General features: G+C 69.7%; 25 protein-coding genes. 10 read left to right on the top strand and 15 right to left on the bottom strand.

Annotation, left to right across the window (positions count from 1 at the left end):
• Window positions 1-74 precede the first annotated feature (74 nt).
• The 4 genes from crtI to GY170_RS15735 are packed head-to-tail and all read left to right on the top strand — an operon-like array spanning window position 75 to window position 5,083.
• The gene (gene crtI, locus GY170_RS15750) at window positions 75-1,649 is read left to right on the top strand and encodes a phytoene desaturase family protein (RefSeq protein ID WP_163895312.1); all 1,575 of its coding nucleotides are present in this window, start codon (window positions 75-77) and stop codon (window positions 1,647-1,649) included.
• Window positions 1,646-3,175: a phytoene desaturase family protein gene (locus GY170_RS15745; RefSeq protein ID WP_163895310.1), complete on the top strand. Its 1,530-nt coding sequence runs from the start codon at window positions 1,646-1,648 to the stop codon at window positions 3,173-3,175. The genes crtI and GY170_RS15745 overlap by 4 nt, the downstream gene beginning before the upstream one ends.
• The gene (locus GY170_RS15740; protein ID WP_163895308.1) at window positions 3,159-3,956 is read left to right on the top strand and encodes a lysophospholipid acyltransferase family protein; all 798 of its coding nucleotides are present in this window, start codon (window positions 3,159-3,161) and stop codon (window positions 3,954-3,956) included. The genes GY170_RS15745 and GY170_RS15740 overlap by 17 nt, the downstream gene beginning before the upstream one ends.
• Window positions 3,953-5,083, top strand: coding sequence for a glycosyltransferase family 2 protein (locus tag GY170_RS15735; RefSeq protein WP_209316619.1), 1,131 nt, complete (start codon window positions 3,953-3,955; stop codon window positions 5,081-5,083). Before GY170_RS15740 ends, GY170_RS15735 begins: the two co-directional genes overlap by 4 nt.
• Here GY170_RS15735 and GY170_RS15730 read toward each other — a convergent pair.
• The 8 genes from GY170_RS15730 to GY170_RS15695 form a co-directional block, all read right to left on the bottom strand.
• Window positions 5,080-6,441 (bottom strand): aldehyde dehydrogenase family protein, encoded by a 1,362-nt coding sequence (locus tag GY170_RS15730; protein ID WP_163895307.1) that lies wholly within the window; start codon window positions 6,439-6,441, stop codon window positions 5,080-5,082. The genes GY170_RS15735 and GY170_RS15730 overlap by 4 nt on opposite strands.
• Window positions 6,438-6,953, bottom strand: coding sequence for an isopentenyl-diphosphate Delta-isomerase (idi, locus tag GY170_RS15725; RefSeq protein ID WP_209316618.1), 516 nt, complete (start codon window positions 6,951-6,953; stop codon window positions 6,438-6,440). The genes GY170_RS15730 and idi overlap by 4 nt, the downstream gene beginning before the upstream one ends.
• Window positions 6,950-7,633, bottom strand: a complete 684-nt coding sequence (locus GY170_RS15720; RefSeq protein WP_235924181.1) for a DUF2238 domain-containing protein — start codon at window positions 7,631-7,633, stop codon at window positions 6,950-6,952. The genes idi and GY170_RS15720 overlap by 4 nt, the downstream gene beginning before the upstream one ends.
• 106 nt (window positions 7,634-7,739) lie before the next feature.
• A complete protein-coding gene (locus GY170_RS15715) occupies window positions 7,740-8,096 on the bottom strand; it encodes an SPW repeat domain-containing protein (protein ID WP_163895303.1) in 357 nt (118 codons plus the stop codon).
• A gap of 66 nt (window positions 8,097-8,162) precedes the next feature.
• Window positions 8,163-9,263, bottom strand: coding sequence for an ABC transporter ATP-binding protein (locus tag GY170_RS15710; protein ID WP_163895301.1), 1,101 nt, complete (start codon window positions 9,261-9,263; stop codon window positions 8,163-8,165).
• A 1-nt stretch (window position 9,264) separates the two neighbouring features.
• Window positions 9,265-10,065, bottom strand: coding sequence for an ABC transporter permease (locus GY170_RS15705; RefSeq protein ID WP_163895299.1), 801 nt, complete (start codon window positions 10,063-10,065; stop codon window positions 9,265-9,267).
• Window positions 10,062-10,940, bottom strand: coding sequence for an ABC transporter permease (locus tag GY170_RS15700; RefSeq protein WP_408003756.1), 879 nt, complete (start codon window positions 10,938-10,940; stop codon window positions 10,062-10,064). The genes GY170_RS15705 and GY170_RS15700 overlap by 4 nt, the downstream gene beginning before the upstream one ends.
• A gap of 111 nt (window positions 10,941-11,051) precedes the next feature.
• Window positions 11,052-12,173 (bottom strand): ABC transporter substrate-binding protein, encoded by a 1,122-nt coding sequence (locus GY170_RS15695; protein ID WP_163895295.1) that lies wholly within the window; start codon window positions 12,171-12,173, stop codon window positions 11,052-11,054.
• A gap of 173 nt (window positions 12,174-12,346) precedes the next feature.
• Between GY170_RS15695 and GY170_RS15690 the strand changes: the two genes are divergently transcribed.
• Window positions 12,347-13,981 (top strand): amidohydrolase, encoded by a 1,635-nt coding sequence (locus tag GY170_RS15690; RefSeq protein WP_163895294.1) that lies wholly within the window; start codon window positions 12,347-12,349, stop codon window positions 13,979-13,981.
• A 319-nt stretch (window positions 13,982-14,300) separates the two neighbouring features.
• Here the strand turns inward: GY170_RS15690 and GY170_RS15685 are convergent, their stop codons facing one another.
• A complete protein-coding gene (locus GY170_RS15685; RefSeq protein WP_163895292.1) occupies window positions 14,301-15,083 on the bottom strand; it encodes a ZIP family metal transporter in 783 nt (260 codons plus the stop codon).
• A gap of 302 nt (window positions 15,084-15,385) precedes the next feature.
• Here GY170_RS15685 and GY170_RS15680 point away from each other — a divergent pair, with 302 nt between their 5' ends.
• From GY170_RS15680 to GY170_RS15665, 4 genes are read left to right on the top strand one after another with little or no spacing between them, the layout of a single operon-like run.
• Complete coding sequence (locus GY170_RS15680; protein WP_163893878.1) at window positions 15,386-15,997, top strand: F0F1 ATP synthase subunit B family protein; 612 nt, start codon at window positions 15,386-15,388, stop codon at window positions 15,995-15,997.
• A gap of 1 nt (window position 15,998) precedes the next feature.
• The gene (locus GY170_RS15675; RefSeq protein WP_163895290.1) at window positions 15,999-16,400 is read left to right on the top strand and encodes a phage holin family protein; all 402 of its coding nucleotides are present in this window, start codon (window positions 15,999-16,001) and stop codon (window positions 16,398-16,400) included.
• Entirely contained in the window at window positions 16,387-17,778 is a 1,392-nt protein-coding gene (locus GY170_RS15670; RefSeq protein ID WP_163895288.1) for a DUF3619 family protein, read from the top strand. Before GY170_RS15675 ends, GY170_RS15670 begins: the two co-directional genes overlap by 14 nt.
• Window positions 17,771-18,733, top strand: coding sequence for a YihY/virulence factor BrkB family protein (locus GY170_RS15665; protein ID WP_163895287.1), 963 nt, complete (start codon window positions 17,771-17,773; stop codon window positions 18,731-18,733). Before GY170_RS15670 ends, GY170_RS15665 begins: the two co-directional genes overlap by 8 nt.
• A gap of 107 nt (window positions 18,734-18,840) precedes the next feature.
• Here the strand turns inward: GY170_RS15665 and GY170_RS15660 are convergent, their stop codons facing one another.
• The 4 genes from GY170_RS15660 to GY170_RS15645 are packed head-to-tail and all read right to left on the bottom strand — an operon-like array spanning window position 18,841 to window position 22,387.
• The gene (locus GY170_RS15660; protein ID WP_163895285.1) at window positions 18,841-19,890 is read right to left on the bottom strand and encodes a maleylacetate reductase; all 1,050 of its coding nucleotides are present in this window, start codon (window positions 19,888-19,890) and stop codon (window positions 18,841-18,843) included.
• A complete protein-coding gene (locus tag GY170_RS15655) occupies window positions 19,887-20,531 on the bottom strand; it encodes an alpha/beta hydrolase (RefSeq protein WP_163895283.1) in 645 nt (214 codons plus the stop codon). The genes GY170_RS15660 and GY170_RS15655 overlap by 4 nt, the downstream gene beginning before the upstream one ends.
• Before the next feature lie 9 nt (window positions 20,532-20,540).
• Window positions 20,541-21,503 (bottom strand): VOC family protein, encoded by a 963-nt coding sequence (locus GY170_RS15650; RefSeq protein ID WP_163895281.1) that lies wholly within the window; start codon window positions 21,501-21,503, stop codon window positions 20,541-20,543.
• On the bottom strand, window positions 21,500-22,387 hold the full coding sequence (locus GY170_RS15645) for a dioxygenase family protein (RefSeq protein WP_163895279.1): 888 nt from the start codon (window positions 22,385-22,387) through the stop codon (window positions 21,500-21,502). The genes GY170_RS15650 and GY170_RS15645 overlap by 4 nt, the downstream gene beginning before the upstream one ends.
• Window positions 22,388-22,600: 213 nt before the next feature.
• On the opposite strand from GY170_RS15645, the gene GY170_RS15640 reads away from it, so the two are divergent.
• Window positions 22,601-23,548, top strand: a complete 948-nt coding sequence (locus tag GY170_RS15640) for a LysR family transcriptional regulator (protein WP_163895277.1) — start codon at window positions 22,601-22,603, stop codon at window positions 23,546-23,548.
• A gap of 411 nt (window positions 23,549-23,959) precedes the next feature.
• On the opposite strand, the gene GY170_RS15635 is transcribed toward GY170_RS15640, so the two are convergent.
• A complete protein-coding gene (locus tag GY170_RS15635) occupies window positions 23,960-25,018 on the bottom strand; it encodes an alpha/beta fold hydrolase (protein ID WP_163895275.1) in 1,059 nt (352 codons plus the stop codon).
• Window positions 25,019-25,079: 61 nt separating this feature from the next.
• The gene (locus GY170_RS15630) at window positions 25,080-26,438 is read right to left on the bottom strand and encodes a hypothetical protein (RefSeq protein WP_163895273.1); all 1,359 of its coding nucleotides are present in this window, start codon (window positions 26,436-26,438) and stop codon (window positions 25,080-25,082) included.
• Window positions 26,439-26,468: the final 30 nt, after the last annotated feature.

Raw genomic sequence — 26,468 nt, 5'->3', positions numbered from 1 at the left:
GCAATGGTAAGGAGAGAACGGGCGATGGCAATTCTCCGAGTTCTGGGTGACGCGGCGTGGCGGGGGCGGCAGGCATGAAGGACGACACGTCGGCCCGCCTGGCGAGCCCCCTGCCGCTCAGGCCCCGCCCCCGCGTGCTGGTGATCGGCGCCGGGCCGGGGGGCCTCGCCTCCGCCATGCTGCTGCAATCGGCCGGCGCCGAGGTGACGGTGCTGGAGAAGGAGGCGGCGCCCGGAGGACGGACGGGAGCGCTGAGGCAGGGCGGGTTCACCTTCGACATCGGACCGACCTTCTTTCTCTACCCCGAGATCCCCCGAGAGATCTTCTCCGCCTGTGGATACGACTTCGATGCCGAAGTGGATCTCATCCGGCTCGATCCGATGTACCGCCTGCAGTTCGAGGACGGCCGCCGGATCGACGCGACCGCCGACGTGGACCGCCTCGTGGAGCAGGTGGCGCGAATCGATGCGAAGGACGCGGCCAACGTGCCCGCCTATCTCGAGGAAAACCGCCGCAAGTTCGAGACGTTTCGCCCCATCCTGCAGCGGCCGTTCCTGTCGCCCGCCGATCTGGTGCGCCCCGACATGCTGCGCGCCCTGCCCAAGCTGCGCCCTTGGGCGACGGTGGATACCGAGCTGAACCGCTGGTTCCAGCATCCCGACGTGCGCGTCGCGTTTTCCTTTCAGAGCAAATACCTCGGCATGTCGCCGTTCAAGTGCCCGTCGCTCTACACGATCATCGCCCATATCGAGTATGGCTTCGGCGTCTGGCATCCGCGCGGCGGCTGTAACGCCATCACCGCGGCGATGGCGCGGGTGGCAGGGGAGATGGGCGTGGACATCCGGCTCAGCGAGCCGGTCGAGCGGCTGGTGCTCGACGGGCGGCGCGCGACCGGCGCTGTGACGGCGCAGGGGCAGTACGACGCCGATGCGGTGGTCATGAACGCCGATTTCGCCCACGCGATGACGACGCTCGTCCCTGACAGCGCCCGGAAGAAATGGACGGACAAGAAGCTCGCCTCCAAGAGCTACTCCTGTTCCACCTTCATGCTCTACCTCGGGATCGAGGGCAGCCTGCCCAACATGGCCCACCACACCATCGCCTTCTCGGGCGACTACGCCCGCAACGTCGAAGAGATCGACGCGGGCCAGGCCCCGGAAGACCCGACGATCTACATCCAGAACGGCAGCGCGACGGACCCGACGCTCGCCCCCGAGGGGCATTCGGCGCTTTACGTGCTGGCGCCCGTGGGGAACCTCACCGGAGGGGTGGACTGGCAAGCCATCGCCCCCGCCTTCCGCGAGAAGATGCTTACCCGCGTGAGTAAGCTCGCGGGCCGCGACATTCGCCCCGACATCCGCACCGAGGTGATGTTCACCCCCGACGACTGGCAATCGAAGATGTCGGTCTACGAGGGCGCCACCTTCAACCTTGCGCATAACCTCGGGCAGATGCTCAACTTCCGCCCGCGCAACCGCTTCGAGGATATCGATGGCGTCTATCTGACCGGCGGCGGCACGCATCCGGGCTCGGGCCTGCCGACCATCTTTGAAAGCGCGCGGATCGCCAGCCGGCTCTGCGCCGACGACCTCAAGCTCCCCGATGCGGACGAGCTGACCACCAGAATGCCGAAGGAGGCTGCCGAATGAGCGTGACAGCAGTTATCGGAGGCGGCCTCGGCGGGCTCGCCTCGGCCTGCACCCTTGCGGCGCGGGGCCACAAGGTCATCCTCTTCGAGAAGAACGAGTGGCTCGGCGGCAAGGCCGCGGTGCTCGAGGAAGGCGGCTACCGCTTCGACATGGGGCCGACCATCCTGACCATGCCGCGCGTGCTGGAGCGCATCTTCGGCGAGGCCAGGCGCGACCTGCACGCCGAGCTCGACCTCCGCCGGCTCGACCCGCAATGGCGCTGCTTCTACGACGACGGCTCGGTGCTTGACCTGCGCGACGATCCCAAGCTCGCGGGCGAGGAGATCGCCAAGCTCTCGCCGCAGGATCGCGAGGGGTTCGAGAAGTTCATGGCCGTGGCGCGCCGCCTCTCCGACGTGTCCGACAAGTTCTTCTTCTGGAAATCGGTCGAGGATCTTCGCGACACGATGGACATGAAGGCCAACATGAACCTCTCCACCCTGTCGGACGTGCTGGCGCTGCGCATGCACCGCACCGTGGCGGGCGAGATCAAGCGCAACGTGCGCGACAAGCGCGTCACGCAAATGCTGGAGCATTTCATCCAGTATGTCGGCTCCTCCCCCCTCGCCTCCCCCGCCGTCCTCTGCGGCATCGCGCAGATGCAGCAGGGCGAGGGTGTCTGGTACCCGATGGGCGGCACCCGCGCCGTGCCCGTGGCGCTGGAGAAGCTGGCCGGCGAGCTCGGCGTCGAGATCCGCACCGGCTGCGGCATCTCGAAGATCGAGCTGGAGAAGGGCCGCGCCAGCGCCGTGGTGACAGAGGCCGGCGAGCGCGTCTCGGTCGACCGCGTCGTCTCCAACATGGACAGCGTGCGCACCTACCGTGAGCTGGTCGGGGGCGAGGCGTGGGAGCAGTTCCGCAAGTCCCGCAAGCGCGAGGCGGCCTGTTCGGGCGTGGTGCTCTATCTGGGCCTGAAAAAGGCCTACGACCACATCGCCCACCACAACTTCGTCTTCTCCCGCGACCCCGAGGAGGAGTTCAACGCGATCTATGATCGTGGCATCCCCGCGCCCGACCCCACCGCCTATCTCGCCGCCCCCGCGCGGACGGAGCCGGGCGTGGCGCCCGAGGGCGGCGAGGCGCTCTACGTGCTCGTGCACACGCCCTACCTCCGCGAGGGGCAGGACTGGTCGCAGATGCTGCCCGGCTATCGGCAGACCATCCTCGACAAGCTGAAGCGCACGGCGGGGATGGAAGATATCGAGGAGCGCATCGAGGTCGAGCGCACGCTCACCCCGCAGGACATTCACGACCGCTACCGCGTGCTCAACGGCGCCATCTACGGCCTTGCCAGCCACGGCAAGGTGCTGGGCGCCTTCAAGCCGGGCAACCGCTCGCGGCAGGTGCCGGGGCTCTACCTCGCCGGCGGCTCCGCCCATCCGGGGCCGGGCATGCCCATGGCGCTGATGTCGGGCTGGATCGCCGCGGATACGCTCGATCAGGATGCCGGCGGGGAGACACGGAAGCCGGATGTCGCCGCGGAGTAACGCCGGCCCCGAGGCGCTGCGCTCCGAGGTCGCCGTGCGCTTCTTCATGCGGGTGATGAGGCGGCAGCTGGCAGGCAACTTCCGCGCGGTGCGGCTCGCCCGGCCCGGCCTGCCGGAGCTGCCGGAGGGGCGGCCGGTGATGATCTACGCCAACCACCCCTCGTGGTGGGACCCGGCGCTGTTCATCGCGCTGCAGGGCGCGCTCTTCCCCGGCCGCATCGGCTTTGGCCCGATCGACGGGGCGATGCTGGAGCGCTACCCCTTCATGGCCCGGATCGGCCTCTTCGGCGTGGCGCAGGACAGCCGGCGCGGCGCGGCGGAGTTCCTCCGGCAGGCAAGGGGGATCGTCGCGAAGCCCGACCGCGTGCTCTGGATCACCGCGCAGGGGCGCTTCGCCGACCCGCGCGCCCGGCCGCTGGCCCTTCGCCCCGGCGCGGCACATCTGGTGGCGCGGGCGCCGGGGTTGATCGCGGTGCCGATGGCCATCGAGTATCCGTTCTGGTCGGAGAAGAAGCCCGAGGCGCTGGTCCGCTTCGGCGCCCCCGTCGAGGCCGCCCCTGGAGAGCGCCCCGCCGCCCTCGCCCCCCGCATGGAGGCGGCGCTGACGGAGACGGCGGACGCGCTCGCCGAGCTGGCGATGGCGCGCGACGCGGCGCCGTTCGAGACGCTCATCGGAGGGGCGAGGGGCACCGGCGGCGTCTACGGGCTCTGGCAGCGGGGGCGGGCGGCGCTGAAGGGCGAGCGGTATTCGCCGGATCATGCGCCGGAGGCGGAGCGGTGATCCTCGCGCTGACGCTCCTCGGGCTGGCGCTGGCGGCGCTCTTCGCCGGGATGGTCGCCGCCAACCTAGCCGCCCTGCAGCCGCCGCCCCGGGCGGAGGGCGCTCTGCCGGCCGTCTCCCTCCTCATCCCCGCGCGGGACGAGGCGGAGAACATCGGCGCGGCGCTGGACGGCGCGCTGGCGCAGCAGGGCGTGGAGATCGAGGTGGTCGTGCTTGACGACGGCTCGACCGATGGGACGGCAGAGATCGTGGCGGCCCGCGCCGGGGCGGACCCGCGCGTGCGGCTGCTCCACGGGGCCGCGATGCCGGAGGGCTGGATCGGCAAGACCCATGCCTGCTGGCAGCTGGGGCAGGCGGCGCGCCACCCGATCCTGCTCTTTGTCGATGCCGACGTGCGCCTCGCGCCCGATGCCGCCGCGCGGCTGGCGGGTCAGATGGAGCGGGCGGGGCTCGATTGCCTCTCCGGCTTCCCCCGTCAGATCACGGGGACGCTGGCCGAGAAGGTGGTGATCCCGCAGATCTTCACGACGCTGCTCGGCTACCTGCCGCTGCCGATGGCGCGCCGCTCGCCGGAGCCGTCCTTCGGTGCCGGCTGCGGGCAGCTCATGGCGGTGCGCCGCGCCGCCTATGAAGCCGCCGGCGGCCACGCTGCCTTCAGCGGGCGGATGCATGACGGGCTGCTGATCCCCCGCAATGTCCGGAAGGCGGGCGGGCGCACGGACCTGACCGACGCCACCCCGCTGGCCACCTGCCGGATGTACGACACGCCCGGCGACATCTGGCGGGGCTTCTCCAAGAACGCGACGGAGGGGATGGCGACGCCAAGGGCGCTGCCCGTCTGGACACTGCTGCTCTTCGGCGGGCACGTCCTGCCGATCTTGACGCTCCTCGCCGCGCTCATCGCGGGCGCGCCCTGGGCGGCGGGGCTCTCGGCGCTGGCCGTGGCGCTCGTCTATGCCGCCCGCGCGGCCATGGCGGTGCGGCTGCGGCAATCGTGGCTGTCGGTGCTGCTGCATCCGCTCGGGGTGCTGGTCGTGCTCGCCATCCAGTTCTCCGCCCTCGTCTCAGCCCGGCGCGGCGGGCAGACGGAGTGGCGGGGGCGCAGCTACGGCCGCGGCGGCGCCTAGCGCATCAGCGAGGCGAGGATCCGCTCCATCCGCTGGCCGTAGGGCGGGCGCACCATGCGGGCCAGCGAGGGGCGGGAGACGATGACGCTGCGCGGCCGGCTCAGCGAGCGGAAGCCCTCGTCGCCGTGATAGGCCCCGAGGCCCGAGGCCCCCGCGCCGCCAAAGGGCATCGACTGCACGGCGACGTGCTGCACCGCCTCGTTGATCATCGCCCCGCCGGAGCGGATCGCCTCCACCTCCGCTCGCGCCGCTCTCACATCCCGCCCGTAGACGTAGAGCGCCAGTGGGGTGGGGCGGCCGTTGACATAGGCGCGCGCCGCCTCCGCCCCCTCGTAGGGGACGAGCGGCAGGACGGGGCCGAAGATCTCCTCCCGCAGGGCCGGGTGATCGGCGGGCGGGTCGACGAGGACCCAGGCGCCGAGGCGGGGGGGTGGCGGCATCTGCGCCATCAGCGGCCGGGCGTCGGCGCCCTCGCGTAGGGCGGTGAGGCGGGCGAGATCGGCCCCTCGCAGGATGGTGGCGTAATCCTCCCCCGCCGGGTCGGGGTAGAGGGCGGCGGTGGCCCGGCGGAGCGCCTCCAGCAGCGGCTCCATCATCGGGCGGGGGACGAGGACGTAATCGGGCGCGATGCAGGTCTGCCCGGCATTGAGCAGCTTGCCGGCCATGATGGAGCGGGCGGCGGCGTCGAGATCCACCTCGGGCAGGATCAGGGCGGGGGACTTGCCGCCAAGCTCCAGCACCACCGGCACGAGGTTCTCCGCTGCCGCCGCCATCACGCGACGGCCGGTGGCGGTGGAGCCGGTGAAGAACAGCCCGTCCAGCGGCAGGGCGGAGAGCGCCTGCGCCACCTCCGGCCCGCCGGTGACGACGCGCGCCCGGCCGGGCACCGCGGCCTCCACCAGCCGTTTCAACAACTCCGCCGTGCGGGGCGCATGTTCCGACGGGTGCAGGATCGCCCGGTTGCCCCCGGCGAGGGCCGCGACGAGGGGGGCGAGCGAGAGCTGCACCGGGTAGTTCCACGGCGCGTGGATGCCGACGAGGCCGAGCGGCTCGCGATAGACCCGCCCCGTCGAGGGCCAGAGGTGCGGCGGCAGCGGGGCGCGGAGCGGGCGCATCCAGCGGCGGAGGTTGCGCTTCGCGTGGCGCACGGCCTGCAGGATCATCGCGACCTCGGTCAGCAGCGTCTCGGGCCGGGGGCGATGGCCGAAATCGGCGCTGACCGTGGTGGCGATCTCCTCCGCCGCCGCCTTCACCTCCCGCGCGAGGGCGGAGAGGTGGGCGGCCCGCTCGGCGCGGGAGGGGGCGGGCCAGTGGCCGCCGAGGGCCTCGGCGGCGCGCTGCAGCTCCTCCACGCTCATCCGGTCAGCAGGGCGCGATGGTCGGCGAGGTAGATGCGCAGCCAGGGGACGAAGCGCTCGGGCGCCGCGGCGATCTCCCCCTCCAGCGCGTCCCATGTGATCCAGCGGGTCTGCGAGACCTCGTCGGGGTCGGGGCGGGGCTCGACGGGCTCGGGCAGTTCGGCCGAGAAGATCTCCACCACCTCGTGCTCGATGAGCCCGCCGCCGACATCGGCGCGGTAGGTGACCTGCCCGCGGTGGCGCAGCGGGCCGACCTTCAGCCCCAGCTCTTCCCCGACACGGCGGCGGGCGCAATCCTCCGGCGCCTCGCCCCAGGCGGGGTGGGTGCAGCAGGCGTTCGCCCAGCAGCCGGGGGTGTGGTACTTGCCGTCGGCCCGGCGCTGGATGAGCGTCGTCTCCCGGTGATTGACGAAGACGGAGACGGCGAGGTGGCGCAGCCCCTCGCGGTGGACCTGCAGCTTCTCCACCGGTTGCAGCCGGCCCTCGCGCCATGCGGGGATCATCTGTGTCACGTCGTCTCCATCAGCGGGGCCTCGGTCGTCGCGGCGGGCTGCCGGCCCGCCTTCTGGAATGGTACGCCCGGCCAGGCGCCGTAGATCACCGGATTGCGCGCGCAGAAGGCGACGAGCAGCCCCGAGAGCGGCAGCCGCAGCCCGCGCCGCAGCACGAGGCGGCCGGCCACGGCGCCGTAAGTGGCGCCGGCGAGGTTGGTCAGGACATCGCCCATCGTGTCCGGCAGGCCGGAGCGCTGGGCGTTGGTGCCGAAGATGGCGTCGATGGAGAACTCCAGCAGCTCCCACGCCCCGCCGACGAGGGCGGCGAAGCCGACGCCGAGGACGGCGCCGATCCACAGGCCGGTGCGGGGCGGGGCGCCCTCGGTGTTGAGCAGGACGAGCGCGAGGCCGACGAGGGCGAGCACCGCCGAGGCGAGGAGGTGGAGCACGATGTCCCACCAGCCGAGGGTGGTGTAGGCGCCGGCATGTTCGCCGAGGACGAAGGCGCAGAGCGAGAAGACGAGCACCCCGGTGGCGAGGCCGGGTGGCATCTCGATACCCGAGACGCGGGTGTAGAGGGGCAGGAGCAGCGCGAGGGCGATGGCGCCGGCGCTGCCGATCCACATCACGGTCTGGCCGGTCACGAGGCCGAGCACGACGAGCGCCACCGCCACGGCCCAGAGCGCCAGCGCCGCCATGCGCGCAAGCCGAGAAGGGAGCCGTCGTGGTCGCGGAGGCGCGGGCATGGCGATGGAGTATAGGACGCACGCCCTTGGTGTCACGTGCCGTTCTGGGCCCGCCGGGTCACTTCGGCTCGTCGCGCACCGGTTTGCGGTCCGTCAGGAGGACGACGACGATCGCGGTGACGCCGACCACGACGTGGGGCCACCAGACCAGCTCGAAGAAGCTGAAGAACCACGGCGACAGGGCGAGGATGATGCCGATGAAGAGGTCGAGGCCGAGGTGGATGCCGAGGGGGATCGCCTTGAGCAGCGACAGGGGGTAGCGCGTCAGGGCGCTGTAGATCAGCAGCGCGGCGCCGAGGAGGACCGGCACGTACATCGCCGCGCCGCCGTTGGCGAAGCCGAGGGCGAAGGGCGCGAGGATGAGGAGGACACCGACGACGTAGTCGAGGATGGCGTGGGCGCGGATGGGTATCATGGGTCTCTCCCTGCTTTGGCCGTCAACCGAAGCAGGGAGCAAAAGTTCCGCTGGGGAAAGCCGCCTTCAGTCGCCGAGGACGAGGCCCGCCTCGTCGGGCCAGGTGACCGCCACGGGGGAGCCGAGAGCAAGCACGGGGGCGACGGAGTTGGGGGCGACGACGCGCAGCGGGCGGGCGAGGCCGGGAATGTCGACGAGGTAGTGGATGCGGTCGCCGAGGTAGACCGCCTCCGCCACCGCGCCGGAGAGGCGGTTGCCGGCGGGGCCCTCGCCCTCGACCAGCGACAGGCGCTCGGGGCGGAGGGCCAGCTGGGCGGGGGTGCCGTCGGGCAGGCCCTTCACGGGGGCCGAGAGGGGGCCGAGCGGGCCGGCATCGACCGAGGCGGGGCCGCTGACGGTGACGGGCAGGAGGTTCATCGAGCCGAGAAACTCCGCAACCTCGCGGCCGGCGGGGCGCTCGTAGAGATCCTGCGGGCTGCCGATCTGCAGGATGCGGCCGGCGGAGACGATGGCGATGCGGTCCGACAGGGTCATCGCCTCCTCCTGGTCATGGGTGACGAAGACGAAGGTGATGCCGAGCGTGCGCTGCATGGCGCGCAGCTCCAGCTGCATCTCTTCGCGCAGCTTCTTGTCGAGCGCCGAGAGCGGCTCGTCGAGGAGCAGCACCTTGGGGCGCATCACCAGCGCCCGGGCGAGGGCCACCCGCTGGCGCTGCCCGCCCGAGAGGGCGTGGGAGTTGCGCTTGGCGAAGCCGTCCAGCTTGACCAGGGCCAGCGCCTCCTCGATGCGGCGGGCAGTCTCCTCCTTGCCGAGCTTCAGGTTCTTCAGCCCGTAGCCGATGTTCTCCTCGACGTTGAGGTGCGGGAAGATGGCGTAGGACTGGAAGACCATGTTGGTCGGCCGCCGGTTGGCCGGCACGCCGGCCATGTCCTGCCCGTCGATCACGAGGCGCCCGGTCGTCGGCTGCTCGATCCCCGCTAGGATGCGCAGCAGCGTGGTCTTGCCGCAGCCCGAGGCGCCGAGGAGGGAGAAGAACTCCCCGCGGCCGATGGTGAAGTCGATATCCCGCAGCGCGTCGACATTGCCGAAGCTCTTGGTGATGCGCTCGATGCGCAGGAGCGGGGCGGGAGTGGTGGTGGACGCGGCCTCGGCCGGACGGGCGGTCATGTCAGATGTCTCCGGGGTTGTCCGAGGTCACGCCGCGGCGGCGGATCACCTCTGCCAGCACCACGAGCAGGGTCGAGGCGATGAGGATCAGCGAGCCGAGCGCCAGCGTGCCCGGCAGCGAATTGGGAAAGCGCAGCTGGCTGTAGAGATAGACGGGCAGGGTGTTCTCCGTCCCCGTCAGGAAGAAGGCGATGACGAACTCGTCGAACGAGATGATGAAGCCCAGCAGCAGCGAGGAGATGATGCCGGGAAGCGCCAGCGGGAAGGTCAGGCGCCAGAACGTCTGCATCGGCGCGCAGCCCAGATCGCGGCTCGCCTCCTCCAGGCTGGCGTCGAAGCCTTCGAGGCGGGAGACGAGGACGGAGAGGCAGAAGGGCAGGCAGACGACGACGTGCCCCGCCGCCACCGTCCACAGCGACAGCGGGATGCCGAGGAAGCGCAGCACGATGACGAGCAGCGCCACCGCCATGACGATGGAGGGCACGACGAGCGGCAGCATCATGAAGGCCAGCGCCGGCGCCTTGCCGGCGAAGCGGAAGCGCGTGACGGCGATGGCCGCCGGCATGGCGACCACCGTCGCCAGCACCGAGACGCCCGCGGCGATGCGCACCGAGTTGCCCAGCGCCTCGAGGATCGGGCGCTGGGTCCACAGGTCGGCGTAGTGGCGCAGCGTGAAGCCGGCGAGCGGGAAGGTGGCGAAGTTGCTGTCGTTGACGCTGAAGAGCGGCAGCATCAGCACCGGCCCGTAGATGAAGGCGATGAAGAGGATCGCGTAGGTCTTGAAGCCCCAGCCGCCGGTCATGCCGCCCTCCGGGCGCGCATGCGCCAGTAGCCGATGAGGGTGAGGAAGATCAGCACCATCGCCCCGATGATCAGCATCATCACGAGGCTCACCGCGGCGCCGAGCGGCGCGTTGTTCTGCTTGGTGAAGAGCTGCTGGACGAGGGAGCCGATCATGGTGCCACCGGGGCCGCCCACCAGCTCCGGCGTCACGTAATCCCCCACGGTGGGGATGAAGACGAGCAGCGCGGCGGAGATGGTGCCGGGCATGGAGAGGGGCAGGGTGATGCGGCGGAAGCGCTTCCACTTGCTGTCGCCGAGGTCGCTCGCCGCCTCGAGCATCGAGCGGTCGATCTTCTCGAGACTCACGTAGATGGGCAGCACGATGAAGGAGACCCAGCTGTGCGCCAGCGTGATCGTCACCGCCGCGGGGTTGTAGAGGAGGAACTCCAAGGGCGCGTCGATGATCCCCAGCGACATGAGGCCGGAGTTGATGGCGCCGTTGTAGCCGAGGACGACCTTCCACGAGAAGACGCGCAAAAGGTAGCTCGTCCAGAACGGGACGGTGAGCAGGATGATCCACGCGGCCTTGTTGCGGTGCACCCGGAAGGCGAGGAAATAGGCCATCGGGTAGGCGAGGAGGATGACGGCGACGGTCGCCGTCAGCGACATCACCAGCGACTTGATGATGAGGATCGCCGGCACCGGGTAGGCGAGGCGGAAGGTCAGCCCCATCCACTCCACCTCCCGGTCGGAGGGGGCGATGAGCCGCCAGTAATTCGCCAGCGTGAAGGTGCGGTCGAGCGTGAAGCCCGACTGCGTCCAGAAACTCAGGACGATCAGCGCCGCCAGCGGCAGCGCTAGCACCGCCACCATGAGCAGCAGGGCGGGGGACATGAGGCCATAGCCCGCCCGCGCCTCGCGCCGGCGGGCAGGATCGGCCGGGTGGCGCGGGCCGGAGAGGCCCGCGCGCACCGCTGTGTCAGCGACTTCGACCATTGGACGTGCCTAGAACTGCAGCGCCTTCAGGTCTTCCCAGATGCGGGTCTGCTCCTCCTGCACCGCGTCGGGCGGGGTGAGGAAGATCAGCGAGGTTTCCATCATCGCCACCGGATCGGTCAGGCCCATGTTCTCCACCGCCGCCGGGTCGGCGATGTCGAAGCTCTTCATGTTGGCGTGGCCGTAGCCGCTTTCGTCGATGAGCAGCTTGCCCGTCTCCGGCGCCAGCCATGCATCGAGGAAGTCATAGGCGGCGGCGTCGTCGGCGGAGCCGGTGTTGAGCAGCGTCAGCCCGCAGAACCAGGTGAACATGCCTTCCTTGGGGTTGGCATAGGCGATGGGCACGCCCTCGTTGCGCAGGTTGCCGACGAGGTCGTTCCACGCGTAGGCGGCGACGATCTCACCCGAGGCCATGGCCTGCTGCAGCGTTGTCGCGTCCGTCCAGAGGAAGCGGGCGGTGTCGAGGCCCTTCTTGCCCCATTCCTGCGCGGCGGCCTCGAACTCCGGCCCCGTCATGTCGTAGACGTCCTCGTATTTCTGGCCGGCGACCATGAGGCCGATCTGCACGACCAGCTCGTTGTCGAGGGTCGAGACGCGGCCGGCATAGCGGTCGTCGTAGAGGATGCTCCACGACGGGTCCTCGAGGAAGTCGGGCTCCACGAGGTCGGGCCGGTAGGCGATGGAGGAATTGCCCCAATCGGCGGGGGCCATCACCACATCGCCGTTGACGACGACGCCCTGCGCGCTCTTCAGCACGGGGAAGATGTCGTCCCAGTGGGTCAGGCGGCCGGTGTCGATCGGCACCGTCAGCCCGGCGGAGACGAAGCGGCCGACGGAGTAGTTGCAGGGGTGCATGACGTCGGCGGCGAAGCCGGCGAGCACCTTGGCGAGCGCCTCTTCCTCGCCCGCGAAGATCGAGAAGTTCGGCGCCTCGCCGTACTTGGCCATGAAGGGCTGGTAGTAGGACGGGTCGTCGTAGCCGCCCCATTCGAGGCAGGTGAGGATGTCGGCGGCGGTGGCCATCCGCGGCAGCATGGCGGTGCCGACGCCGAAGGCCCCGGCGGCCTTCATCATCTCACGGCGGCTGACCTTGCCCTGGTACATTCGGTCGACGAACTTGTGGCGTTGCATGACTGGATTCCCTGAAAACGGCCCCCCGGCCGCGATGCGATGTTCGCTCCGTTTGAGAGTCCGTCGTAGACAGAAAGCGACATCGCCGTACTGAATCGTCGTTTAATTCTCTTGCTCTGCCCGAAACTTGGCCCAAGCATCCCGCCAGCGCCGCCTTTTGCCTGGAGAGCCCCGTGAGCCTGCCGCGAATCACCGCTGACACCCTTCTCATCAATGCCGACATCCGGACGATGGACCCGCTCGTCCCCCGCGCCGAGGCGCTGGCCATCGCCGGCGGCCGCATCCTCGCCGCCGGCTCCGAGGCCGAGATGCGGGCCCTCGCCGGGGAGGGGGCGGAGGTGCTCGATGCCGGCGGGCGGCTGGTGCTGCCGGGCTTCCACGACACGCACATCCACCTGCAGGACGGCGGCCACCACACGGTGGAGAGCGCCGATCTCACCGAAGCCGGGAGCGCGGAGGAGATCGTGGAGGCGATGGCCGCCTTCGCGGGCACGCACGACCGGCCCTGGGTCTTCGGCTCCTTCTACAACTCGGCTTTGCTGACGGAGAAAAATCTCTCCGCCGCCGTGCTGGATCGCGCCGTGCCGGACCGGCCGGCGATGGTGACGGCGGCGGATGCGCACAACGCCTGCATCAACACGGCGGCAATGCGGGCGCTCGGCCTGACGGCCGCGACGGAGGACCCGCCGGAGGGGCATTTCGTGCGAGACGCCGAGGGCAATCCGACGGGCTACCTCCACGAGCGCGCCGTCACCTGGGTGAACCACCGGCGCCCGCAGCCGACCGACGAGGAGTACCGCGAAGGCGTCCTCTGGGCGCAGGCCCATGCCAACGAGCACGGCATCACCGGCGTGCTGGATGCGCTGGTGGAGGAGCGGCACCGCCGCATCTACGCCGCCATGGCCGAGGCCGGCGAGCTGACGGTGCGGGTGGTGGCGACCGCGCTGGTCAAGCCCGGCGAGCCGGCGGAGGAGGCGGTGGCACGGCTCAGCCGGATGCGCGAGCAGGCGCAGTACGAGATGTTCCGCATTCACTCCGCCAAGTTCTTCTTCGACGGCGTGGTGGAGAACCGCACCGCCGCGATGATCGAGGATTACTCCGACGAAGAGGGCGGCAACTTCCCGGTGATGTTCCCCGGGGAGGAGATCGCTGCCCTCTTCCCCGCCTTCGACGCGGCCCGCTTCCAGATCCACGTGCATTGCATCGGCGATGGCGCGGTGCGCGCGGCGCTCGACGGGATGGAGCTGGCGCGAAAGCGAAACGGCCCCTGGCCGAGCCGCCACCAGATCGCCCATATCCAGTTCATCGACCCGGCCGACATCCCGCGCTTCGCCGAGCTGGGGGTGGTGGCGAACGTCCAGCCTCTCTGGGCGCGGATGGAGGCGCCGGTGTCGGAGATGTCGATCCCCGTCGTCGGGCCGGAGCGGAGCAAGTACATCTACGCCTTCGGCGCGCTGACCCGCGCGCGGGCGGAGCTGGTGCTCTCGTCGGACTGGACGGTGAGCACGCTCAACCCCTTCGCCATCATCGAGACGGCGATCACCCGGAAACCGGGCCGCGAGGAGCTGGACGTCGAGCCGCTCCTGCCGGAGGAGGCGCTGACCATCGAGCAATGCGTCGCCGGCTACACAATGCTCGCCGCCCGCGCGGGCTGGCGGGATGCCGAGACGGGCAGCCTGTCGCCGGGCAAGCAGGCGGATCTGATCGTGCTCGATCAGGACATCTTCGCCTGCGACCCGCGCGACATCGGGGAGACGAAGGTGGTGATGACGATGCTCGGCGGGCGGGCGGTGCACGGCGGGGTGTGAGGGGGGGTCTCGGAGACCAGCCGCCGCTGGCTCTCCGAGACCCCGCCGCCGCTCTTCCCCCGCGCGGAATCAAGCCGCAGGCGCCGCGCGAGCGCCGGCCCGTCCCCGCGGGCTGGCGCTCTGGTGGGGCTGGGTGCTCAGCTCCCCGCTGCAACGGGTTTTGCCGGCATAAAGCGCGCCGCACTACCGTTGCAGCGCCACCCCACGGACCGGCGTGAGAGTGCAGCGCTTGTGGCGGGCTGGGGATGGTGGGTTGAAAACCCACCCTACGGGGGCGCGCTCGTGGCGAGGGCTACAGAGACCCGGCCGCCCCCCGCCCTCACCCGAGCCAGACGTCGAGGAACAGCATCAGCACCAGGCCGATGGCGAGGCCGAGCGTCGCCTTGTTCTGGTGTCCGCGGCGATGCGTCTCCGGGATGATCTCGTGGCTGATGACGTAGAGCATCGCCCCCGCGGCAAAGGCGAGGCCCCAGGGCAGGAGCGGCTGCGAGACGCTCACCACGCCGGCGCCGATCAGCCCGCCGATCGGCTCCACCATCCCCGTCAGCGCCGCGATGCCCCAGGCGCGCCAGCGGGGGTAGCTCTCTCCCAGCAGCGCCACCGCCACCGCCAGCCCCTCCGGCGCGTTCTGCAGGCCGATGCCGATGGCCAGCGGCAGGCCGCCCTCCACGCCCCCGGCGCCGAAGCCGACGCCGACCGCCAGCCCCTCGGGGAAATTGTGGATGGTGATGGCGATGATGAAGAGCCAGATCCGCCGCAGCGACGCCGATTGTGGCCCCTCCCGGCCGGAGCGGAAATGCTCGTGGGGGAGCTTCTCGTTCATCAGCGCGACCAGCCCCATGCCGAGCAGGATCGCCACCACCACGATGCCCGCCGGGATCGCCCCGTCTCCGTACATCTCCTCGCCGGCGTCCAGCGCCGGGATGATCAGCGAGAAGAACGAGGCGGAGAGCATGACCCCCGCCGCGAAGCCGAGGAGCGCATCGCGCATCGCCGGCCCCGGCACCCGGCCGAAGAGCACCGGCAGGGCGCCCACAGCGGTCAGAAGGCCGGCCGCGAGGCTGCCGAGCGCTCCGAGGAGCAGGGGAGAGAGCGTCTCCAAGAGCGATATCCTCTCATGTCGTCAGAGGCATGCCGGGCGTGCCGGCATAGGCTGGCCCGATAGAACGCCCATTCTCCGCCGGCCCGCAAGGGGGGCCGCCCCTCCTGCCGCGGCTCCGGCCCCTCCACCTCATTCAGGCCGTTCGGGGCGCCCGCTGGAACCATAGTCATCAAGGATACGTTATGACGCCAAACCCAGTACGGAGGGAGGCTAGTCATGCATTCCATTATATACGTCATAGGGCTGGTCGTCGTCGTCCTGGCCGTCGTGAACCTTGTCGCTTGACGGAAGGGAAAACCGAAATGACCGATCATAACACCAATCCGACCCAACGATCCGAAGCGCTCGAAGATGCCAAGCAGACCGGGCAGTCGCTGAAGGACGAAGCCGTCCACCGCGCCTCCGAGATGCGTGACCGCGTCACCGAGGAAGCGCAAAGCCGTGCCGAAGGCGCGAAGGACCATGTTGCCGACGAAGTCTCGTCGGTCGGCAAGGCCCTGCGCGATGCCTCCGGCGAACTGCGTGGCGGCTCCCCGCAGGAGCAGGTCTTCAGCTACATGGCCGATGGCCTCGCCGACTTCGCCGACAGCGTGCGCGGCAAGTCCGTGGGCGACTTCGTCGCCGATCTCGGCGACTTCGGCCGCCGCAACCCCGTCGCCTTCCTCGGTGGCGCCGCGCTGCTCGGCTTCGCCGGTGCGCGCCTCGCCAAGGCCTCGTCGCGCGACAGCCGCGTCGGCCCCGCCGTCGGCACCGCTCCGCCGCCGCCGGCCCCTGCTCCGCAGTCGCCGACCGCGCGTGCCGGCACTGGCGTTGGCACCGCTGGCGGGACGGGCAGCGTCTCCACCACCGGCGCCCGCACCACGGCCGCCCCGGAAGACCCGAAGGTGCATCCCCAGGTTTCGGAGGGTCTCTGATATGGAAGATAAATCCGCAGAGTCCACATCCGGCCTCTTCTCCGAGGTGCTCCGCCACGTCAGCTCGCTTGTCCGCAACGAGGTGGATCTGGCGCGCGCCGAAGTTCAGGAGAACCTCAAGCACGCCGCCGCCGGCATCGGCATGATCATCGCCGCTGTCGCGCTCGCCCTGACGGCCCTCAACGTGCTCGCCGCCGCCATCTCGGCGGGGTTGGCCGAACTGGGGATCGAGCCGGGCTGGGCCGCGCTGATCGTCGGCGTCGTCTTCGCGCTGATCGCCTGGGCGCTTCTGGCCCGCGGCGTCAACAGCCTCAAACTCAACTCTCTCGCGCCGACCCGCACTGCGGAGAACATCAAGCGCGATACCCAAGCCGTGACAGGAAACCATCATGCCAAAGGATGAGACACCGCACGAGATCGAACGTCGCATCGAGAAGGAGCGCTCGGAGCTTTCGGCCACCTTGTCCGAGATCCAGAGCCGCTTCACGCCCGACGCGATGATCAACGAAGTCACCCGCACCATTCGCGCCAATGGCGAGGATATCGGCCGCTCCGTCGCGCGCTCCGTCAAGGAGAATCCGGTGGCGCTGGCGGTGACGGGGGTCGGCCTTGCGTGGCTGATCTTCGGCAACAACCGCAGCTCCAAGCCGGCGCACGCCCTGCCCGAGTACAACCCGGAAATGGGTCGCTCGGTCGGGCCGAAGGCCGGATCGACCTACGAGCGCGATGACGTGCTTGGCGCAGACGAGCGCCGCCCGGATGCCGAGCGCATCCGCGCCGCCGCCTACGCGGGCCAGCCGACCGGCGCCAGCTATGCCGGCCGCCCGGCCGATGACCGCGCCGCCCACTACCCCTCTTGGTACACGGCGGATGATGAGCTCGGCGACGATCTGCCGCCCGAGAGCACCGGCGAATTCTCCGAATTCGGCCATGCTCACCAAGCCGTGGTCGCGGAGCGTGAGTCCGAGATCCGCAGCAAGGCGCGGGACGCGACCGGCCAGGCGAAGGACAGCGCCCACCGCGCTGGCGACGCCGCTTCCGGTGCCGCTCACCGCGCCGGGGAATACGCCTCGGACGCGAAGCACCGGGCCGGCGATGCCGCGCACGATGCCGGGGACCGCGCGCGCTATGCCGCCGGTCAGGCCTCCGGACGTATGCACGCCGGTGCGGCGAGCGCCCGCGCCGCCGCCCGCCGGGCGCGCTGGAAGGTGTCGGATGCCCTGCATTCCGGCGAGGATTATGCCAAGCGGCTGCGCGACCGGCTCGCCGAGGGCACCGAGGATCTGTCGAACGACGCCCGCGAGCGGATCATCGCCGCCCGTGCCCGCGCCATCGACGCCCGCCGTCATGCCCAGGACGCCACGCGCAGCGGCGTCGCCCGTGGCCGCGAGGTCGCCATTCGTGGAAAGGACAAAGCCGTGGACTTCTTTGAAGATCAACCGCTGGTCGCCGGTGCTCTCGCGATCGCCGTCGGTGCCGCCATTGCCGGGGCCCTGCCCCGCACCCGTCGCGAAGACGAGTGGTTCGGCGATACCTCCGACCACCTGCGTGACGAGGCCGAGCGTATCTTCAACGAAGAGCGCGCCAAGGCCGAGCGGGTTGCCCGCGCCGCGATGGACGAGGCTGGCAGCGTGATGCGCGAGGAAGGCGAGAAAGCCGACCACGCCGCGAAGGACGCGCTGGAAGCGGCCAAGTCCGACGCCAAGGATGCCGCCAAGCGGGTCGAGGACCGCGCGAAATCCGAAGCCGACAAGGAAAATCTCGGAAAGCCGAATGTCTGAGACGAAGAAGGGGAGCCTCGGTCACGAGGCTCCCCGCCCCCGCGACATCCCCGCTGCTGGCTGGATCCAGATCGGCAAGCGGGCCTTCGCCGAGATGCAGGCCGACCACGTCAGTCTCATCGCGGCCGGCGTGGCCTTCTACGGCCTCCTCGCCCTCTTCCCCGCCATCACAGCCTTCTTCGCCATCGGCGGCCTCATCCTCTCTCCCGAAGAGGTGACGGCGCAGATGCAGAACTTCTCCAGCGTCATGCCGGAGCGGGCTGCCGAGATCGTGCTGACGCAGGCCTCCGAGGTCGCCGGATCGCAGGATGCCGGGCTCGGGCTGGCCGCGCTCTTCGGCCTCGCCCTCGCGCTCTATTCCGCCTCCAAGGGCGTCGGCAGCCTCATCGAGGGGCTGAACATCGCCTATGACGAGACAGAGACGCGCGGCTTCATCAAGCTGAAGCTGCTGACGCTGGCGCTGACCGTGATGCTCGTCATCGGCATGGTCGCCGGTCTGTCCGCCACCATCGTCCTGCCCAGCGTCTTCTCGCTCTTCAACCTGCCGCCGTCGCTGGAGCAGATCCTCGGCCTCGCGCGCTGGGCGGTGCTGCTGGTGATGACGGTGATCGGCCTGTCGACGCTCTACCACTTCGGCCCCGACCGCAGCGCCCCCCGCTGGAGCTGGCTGCTCCCGGGCGCGGCGCTGGCTTGCGTCCTCTGGCTCCTCGCCTCCATCGGCTTTGCCATCTACGCGGAGAACTTCGGCAGCTACAACGAGAGCTTCGGCGCCCTTGCCGGTGTCATCGTGCTGCTCATGTGGCTCTGGATCAGTGCCTTCGTGCTGCTCCTCGGCGCCGAGCTCAATTCCGAGGCAGAGCAGCAGACCTTCCATGACACGACCGTCGGCCCCGACATGCCCATGGGCATGCGCGGCGCAGTGAAGGCCGACACGCCGCCTCCGTCCGTGGATTAGGGCCCCGCCGACTAGGGCGCCCCGCGGCCCGGGCCGCCCCAATCCTCTTCATCTGGCCGAAAATACCTCGGGGGTGCGGGGGCAGAGCCCCCGCGGCGCCGTCCCGCTCAAGCGGGGCGGCGCCCCTCCCACGCTGCCTGCAGCAGCTCCCGGATATCCGCCTCATTGAACGGCCGGGGGTTGGAGTAGGAGTTCTGCACCGCGATCCCCGCCGCCTTGTCGAGATCGGCCTCACTCATGCCGAGATCGGCGAGCTTCATCGGCGCGCCGGCATCCCTCGCGAAATCCCACAGCCCGCCCCCGACGGAGCCGAAGATCTCCGCCACGCCGTCCAGCGCGTCGGTGCCCTCGGCGTTGAAGGCGGCGGTGTGGGGGATGAGGATGGCATGCGTCTCGGCATGCGGCGTCCCGAAGGAGCCGCCGAGCACGTGGGCCAGTTTGTGATGCAGCGCCATGGTGATGTAGCCGAGCGCGGTGGAGCAGTACCACGCACCCTCCAGCACCTTGGCCCGGGCCTCACGGTTGCCGGGCTCGCGGGCCACCACCGGCAGCCCCTCCTTGAAGCGGCGCATCGCCTCCAGCGACATCAGCGACAGCACCGGGTTGGCGTCGGGCGCGTAGAGCGCCTCGACCCCGTGGGCGATGGCGTTGAGTGCCGAGGTGACGGTGAGGTCCGCCGGCAGCGTCAGCGTCAGGTCGACGTCGTAGACCACCACCTCGGGCCGGATGGAGACATCGCGGCGCGTCGTCTTGGCGCCGTCCTTCGTCTCGCCGAGGATGTCGGTCATCTCCGAGCCGGCATAGGTTGTCGGCACGGCGACGTGGTCGGCCCCCGTGCGGGTGGCGATGGCCTTGCCGAGGCCGATGGTCGAGCCGCCGCCGATGGAGACGAGGCAATCGGCGCCGGCGGCGGAGAAGGCCTCCATCGCCCGCTCCGTCACCTCGACGGGCGTGTGCATCGCCGCCTCGGTGAAGGTGCCGGCGGCGGCGGAGCCGAGGCGCTTGGCCAGATCCTCCGCCTGGTCGGCCTGATTGGCGGTGGAGAGGACGAGCGCGCGGCCATGGCCGAGCGCCGCCACCTCCTCGCCCACCTTGTCCAGCGTGCCGGCGCCGAAGACGACGCGGCTGTGGATGCCGGGGAAGGTGAAGCCCCTCATGTCGTGCCTCCGAAGGGCGCGGTGCCCGACATCACGTCGCGCAGCATTTCGGAGAGGGCAGCGATCTCGCAATCGGCCACGCCGTGTTCACGGCCGGGGACGATATCCATCCGCAGGCGCGCGCCGCCCTTGGCGAAGTCGTGGACGGATTTCTGGAAGGCCCAGAGCGGGATCCACGGGTCGTCGTCGCTGTCGGTCGCATAGATCGGCAGGCCGGAGAGATTCGCCTGTGGCAGATCGTCCTGCACGGCGCCCACGCGGCAGCCGGTCAGCGCAATGGCCGCGTCTGCCTTGCCGCCGCGCATCAGGTACTCCGTCGTCATGCAGGCGCCCTGGCTGAAGCCGCCGATGAGCAGCGGGCGGCCGTCCGCCGCCTCGCGCGCCTCGTCCATCAGCCCGCGCACGATCTGCAGGCCCTCCTCGAGCTGCGCCGTCGCCTCCCCCGTCAGCGGGTCCACCGCCTTGGCGTCGTACCACGCGGGGCGCGGGCTCTTGGGAAGGATGAAGTGCACGCCCGGCGCATCGAGCCGGCCGCACACCATGTCGACCATGTCGGCCGTGCTCTGGCCCCTCCCGTGCAGGAAGACGCAGAGTGCCTGCGCCTCCCCGACAGGGGTGCCGTACGTCTGAACCTGCGGCACGGGCTCTCCTTACGCGTCCTGGAAGGCGGCGGGTTCCAGCCCTTCCATGAGCTCTTCGCGGCGATCCTCGAACCACGGCGGAAAGACGAGGGTCTGGCCGATGGCATCGGCCGGCTCGTCCTTGGCCCAGCCTTCGGCCGTCGTCCACGCCAGCTCGAACAGGGCGCCGCCCGGGGAGCGGACGTAGCAGGACTTGAAGTAGTTGCGGTCCTTCTGCTCGGAGATGTCGGTGAAACCGAGGCCCTCGATATGGGCGCGCAGCTTGAGCTGGCTGTCCTCGTCGCCGGTGTTCAGCGCGAAGTGGTGGATGGTGCCGCCCGAGAGCGTCCACGTGCCCTGCGGCTGGTCCTTGATCTCGGTGACCTCGACGACCGAGGACATGCCGTTGTTCGTCGGCACCTTGTAGGCCATGCCGTTCTCGTCATCGGCCATCTTGGTGAGCGGCAGCGCGATGGTCATGAAGTCGTCCATGGCGTTGCGGTCGGTCACGGCGATGACGCCGCCGTAGATGCCCTTGATGGCATGCTCTTTGCCGATGCCCATCTCTTCGTTGACGATCGGGTCACGCGGGTCTTCGGGGTTCTCGACCAGCTGCATCTCGATGCCCGAGGGGTGCGAGAACTCGACACGGTCGATGCCGAAGCGGTTGGTCTTGACGGCCTTGTGGCCCCGCTCGCCCAGACGGTTCACCCAGAAGTCGGAGGCGCCGACGGGGATCGCCTGCTGGACGAACTTCGACTGGTTGGTGCCGCGGCGGCCGTAGACGCCCGGCTTGCGGAAAGGGAAGGTGGTGATGATCGTCGATTCATCGCCGTTCTTCGAGCCGTAGTAGAGGTGGTAGACGGGCAGCACGCCGTCGAACAGCACCGTGCGCTTGACGGAATAGAGGCCGAGATCCTTCGTGAAGAAATCGAAATCCTCCTGGGCGCCGTCGGTGCTCATCGTGAGGTGGTGGTAACCGTTGACCTTCATGTTCTAACTCCTCCTTGGGTTTGGTCATGTCCTGCCGCCGGCATCTGCCGGGCCAGGACGAAACGGAACGAAGCGGCGAGGCCGCCCTCCGGATGGGGGGACATCTCGGCCACGAGGGCCGGATGCACGGCAAAGAGCGGGTCGCTGCCGATGGCGGGGTCGCTCTTGTCGAACAGGTGCGTCGTCAGCGTCTGGTAGCCGGGCGCGGAGACGCGGAAATGCAGGTGCGCGGGGCGCTCGGGGCTCATCCCCAGCTGCGCCAGAAGGTGCCCGACCGGCCCGTCATCGGGGATGCTGTAGCCGCCGGGGCGGATGGTGCGGATGCGCACCGTGCCGTCGGGCCCGCTGCGGTAGGCGCCGCGCAGGTTGTACTCCGGCTGGGCATCGGGGGCCTGGTTCTCGTAGAGCCCGTCGGCATTGGCATGCCAGACTTCGACGAGCGCGCCGGGCAGCGGGGCCTCGTCCAGATCCACCACCTCGGCGGTGAAGAGGAGCGGCTCGCCGGCGCCGTCGAGGCAGATGCTCTCGCCATCGGCGCGCTCCGGGGCGCCCTTGCGGTAGAAGGGGCCGATCAGGGTGTTGGGCGTCGCGGGAGCCGGGCGCCGGGTGACGAGGCGCTCGACGGTGCTCGTCAGCCCCAGCGCATCGGCGAGGAGGACCCATTCCTGCCGCTGGTCGGAGCAGGCCTCGCCCACCTCGGAGAGGAAGCCGATCACCCGGCGCAGCTCGTCGCGGCCGAGGCGGTGCTCTTCCGCGAGGCGAGCCAGGTCGGCGACGAGGGTGGAGACGAGCAGGGCCAGCCGCTGATCGGCCGCGCCGGAGGCCCGCGCCGCGAAGGCGGCCGCTGGCATCATGTCCGTCGTGTCGACCTGTCGCTGGTCCATGACTCTCCCCCCGTTGAGACCACCATATCGCCCTCGTCCCGCCATGACATGATTTTGTGCGCTCTCAGCATACCAATTTGCTATGACCGCATGTGTCACCCGCATGTGCGCCGCCGCCAGCGAGGATACGGTGACGCAACGGCGACGCAGAGGATGGACCCGGCCGAACATCATCGCATATGAAGAAGGCAGGGAGTTACATGCGCATTCGTTATGAAGTTCGACGAGCGACAGCTGGTGCAGATCGCGGCCATCGTGAAACATGGCTCGGCGACGGAGGCGGCGAAGGCGCTGGGCGTCTCGCAACCCTCGATCTCGCGCACCGTGGCGCAGCTCGAGCAGCGCCTCGGTGAGCCGCTCTTCGTCAAGGGCCGCCGTCCGCTGACGCCGACGCCGCTGGGAGAGATCGTCGCCCAGCACGGGCTGTCGATCCTCACCGCCTCGCGCAAGGTTTCCGACGCGGTGACGAGCTACCGGCAGGGCAATGCCGGCGTGGTGCGGCTCGGCGGGGTGCCCTTCTTCCTCGACGCAATCATCTCGCGCACCATCGCCACCTACAACTCGCGCCACCCCGACGTGCGGGTCGACCAGAGCTACGGCAACCTCGGTGAGCTGACCGGGCAGCTGGAGGCGGATTTCCTCGACCTCGCTCTGACGCCGCTGGGGCAGTCGACACCGCCCGACGGCTTCGAGTTCATCCCACTTTTGCGGGCGCGCAACGTCATCGCGGCGCGCAAGCACCACCCGCTGATGCAGAAGAGCGTGCTGTCGGCGAGCGATGTCACCAAGTTCCCCTGGGTGGCGCCGCTGCCCGGCTCGCCATTGCTGCTGGACCTGCACTGGATCCTGCTCACGCTCGGCTCCAACGAGCTGGCGATCCGTTACTCGGGCGGCTCGCTGATGAGCGTGATCAACTACCTCTCGGAGACGGATGCGCTGGCCATCCTGCCGCACTCCGTCGTGTTCGCGATGCGGCACGAGAACAAGGTGGGCGTGGTACCGCTGGACGTGCCGCAGCCGAAGCGGGTGATCGGCATCCTCACGGCCGCCGGGGCCCCGATGGCGCCAGCGGTGAAGCGGATGGCGGATCATATCCAGCAGGAATTCGCGTCGATGGCAGAGGCGATCGAGCGCCACGAGCGGACGATCGTGTGGGGGTAGGGGGAGGTGGGTTGAAACCCCACCCTACGGGTTGGGCGATCAACCTTGGTGCCGTTGCCGCTGCTTCCCCAAGCGCGGAATCAAGGCCTTCAGGCCGCCGCGCGAGCGCCGGCCCGTCCCGGCGGGCTGGCGCTCTGTCTGGGCTTGGTGCTTCGCGGGGGGCGGGGAGGGGCTCGGCTGGCATAAAGCGCGCTGGAGGCATCGTGGCAGCGCCATCCCACGGGCCGGCGTGCGACCTGGTCGCCAGGACCGGACGGGTGGCGGTGCCGAGGTTGGATGTCGGGAGAGGTGGAGGCGGAGCAAGGGTGGAGCCCGGCCGCGTGGGAGGTGGGTTACAAACCCACCCTACGTAGGGTGGGAGCATAAACCACCATGGAGGGCCGGCCCCCGAAAGGGCCGGCCCCGCAACTCTTACTCGGACGAACCGTCCGCGAGGTCCGCCGCGGCATCGATGAGGACCTGAACGGTCTCGCCGTTGTTCGTCTCGGCCGTGAAGAAGTGGCCGACGCCGGGGAAGTCATCCGACAGCAGGATCTTGTCGACCGACACGCCGGCCTGCTCCCAGACGCTCGCGAAGCAGTCGAGCTGCTCGGAGGTGTGGAAGATGCCGGAGGCGACCATCTTGATCGGGATGTCGCTGAGGCCCGGCAGGGTGCTGGCTTCGCCCTCGGCCTGCATCGGGCAGTCCGCGCCCTCTTCGGGCATGGAGCCTTCGGCCAGCGCCGGCTCCCACGTCAGGTTGCTGCGCATCACCTCGTCCTGGAACGGGTTGGAGCCCGCCGCCTCGATCGCGACGATGCCCACGACGTTCTCGGGGTTCATCTGCGCGGCGAGGAAGGCCGAGCGGCCACCGGCCGAGTGCGGCATCAGGATCGCCGGGCCGATCTCGTCGAGCAGCTCGGAGATCTTCTCGGCGGAGAGGACGTCGCCGCCGTAGGGCGTGGTGGCCGAGAGCTTCAGCCAGTTGATGACGTTCTCGTTGTCCGGCGTCGGCTCACCGCCCGGCCAGTTCTCGGAGGTGGCGAGCCACGAGATGATGCCCGAGTTGGCCTGGCCGAGCTGGCCGTTGCCGTAGTTCGGGCTGGCCGGCGAGCGGCCGTGGCCCGGGCGGTCGGCGGCATAGACCTCCCAGCCGTCGGCGAGCAGGTAGTCGCGCACGCCGTCGCGGCCATCGGGGGTGCCGTACCAGTCGGAGGACTGGCCGCCGCCGCCATGCACGAGCACGATCGGCACGTCATGCTCGGGGTTCGCCGGCAGGTAATACTCGACGAACATCTGGTTCTCGACGGTCACGGCGCCGTTCTCGTCGGGCTCCGACGTGTCGCCGCCCATGACCATGAAGCCGATGTCGCGCAGTTCCAGCACGCCGGCTTCGCCGCCGGGGCCATCGGCCATGTCGTCCTGGGCCAGGGCCGGCAGCGCCGTCAGCGCGGCGCCGGCCATGAGGCTGGTCAGAAGTGTGGTCTTCATTGGTGAACTCCTCCCGTGGTGTTCAAGGTTGTGCCGGCACGAGTGGCGCACCGGCGGGTCATCAGTCGAATCCGAAGAGCGCCTCGGCCTCGGGCGGCGTCATGCCCTCTTCGTGATAGTCCTCCCAGACCTGCGCCCACGGGCGACCGAAGGCATCGGGCACCGTGTAGTCGAAGGTCGCGCCCGGCTGGACGTTCTGCTGGTAGCCGTCCACCGGGAAAATCGTGGGGATGCACTCGATGTAGACGTAGGGCTCCACCTCGTTGAGCGGGGCCTGCCAGTCGAGTTCGCGCACCATGCGCACCGGCTCCACCAGCGCCTCGGGGTCGTAGAAGATCGCCTCGTGCACCAGGCCGTTGAACTCGCCGGCCTCGTCCGTGCGCGGGGTGAAGATTTCCACCGTCTGCAGCTGGTTGGAGAACTCGTAGGCGGAGTGCACCGTGTAGCCCTGGATGTTCGACGTCCAGCTGATCAGCGCCTCGTCATCCCAGAAGGCGACGCTCTCGCCGTACCAGCGCGGCACCGGCGCGCCGAGGCGCGGCACGCTGCCCTCCTCGACGATCATCTCGGCGCCGATCTGGAACTGGCGGAGAAAGTTGTCCGCCGTGCCGCCGAGGATCTGCACCTGCGTCGGCGTCATCATCACGTCCACGGTGAACATCGCCGGCCAGTGGAAGAAGCGCATGAAGCCTTCGGGGTAGCAGTAGCTCGCCGGCCATTGGTGCGCGTTGGTGACGCCCGTGTGGTAGGCCTGCTGGACGAAGCGGGTCTGGTACTCTTCCGTCAGGAGCGACAGGATCGTCGGCACCTGGTTCATGTGCATGTAATACCACTGGCCGCGGCCGCCGATGGACTGCCCGTTCTGGAAGAGGGTCTCGCCGGTGATGCCGTAGCGGCCGTCCCAGTAGGGCAGCGACATGCGGTCATGCTCGGTCGGGCCGCCGGCCTCTTCCGTCTCCGCCAGCAGGGCCTCGTAATGCTCCTGCGCGGTGGCGAAGGGGTAGGGGGAGACGATGGCCTCGCGCGGGTAATCCACGTCGCAGCGGCCCCACGGGGCCTGGGCCGGGTCTTCGTTGTTCTTGGGAGAGGAACCCGGGTAGGCGCCCCAGTGATCCTCGATGGCGACCGACGAGTTGCAGCGCCAGTAGAGCGGGTCGCTCCACAGCTCCCGGTCGGCGTAGAAATCGTCCGTCGTGAAAAGATCCACCTCCAGCGGCTCCACCCCCTCCGGCGTCTCGCCAGCGGGCGCGCCGGCGACATCGGCGCCGCCGTAGATGGAATAGGCGCCGACGACCTCGCCGCTCAGCGGCGTGACGGGCCATCCGCGGCCGACGCTCTCCTGATCCTGATCCTGAGCCATGGCGGGCAGGGCGCCTGCGGCGGCAAGGGCGAGGGCGGTCACGGATCTGAGCTGAAGCATGAGGTCTGTCCTGTTGTCGGGGCTGCGGGC

This window comes from Pseudoroseicyclus tamaricis, assembly GCF_012070395.1.
Lineage (GTDB): Bacteria > Pseudomonadota > Alphaproteobacteria > Rhodobacterales > Rhodobacteraceae > Pseudoroseicyclus_A > Pseudoroseicyclus_A tamaricis.
This window is presented reverse-complemented; position numbering and strand designations above follow the sequence as displayed.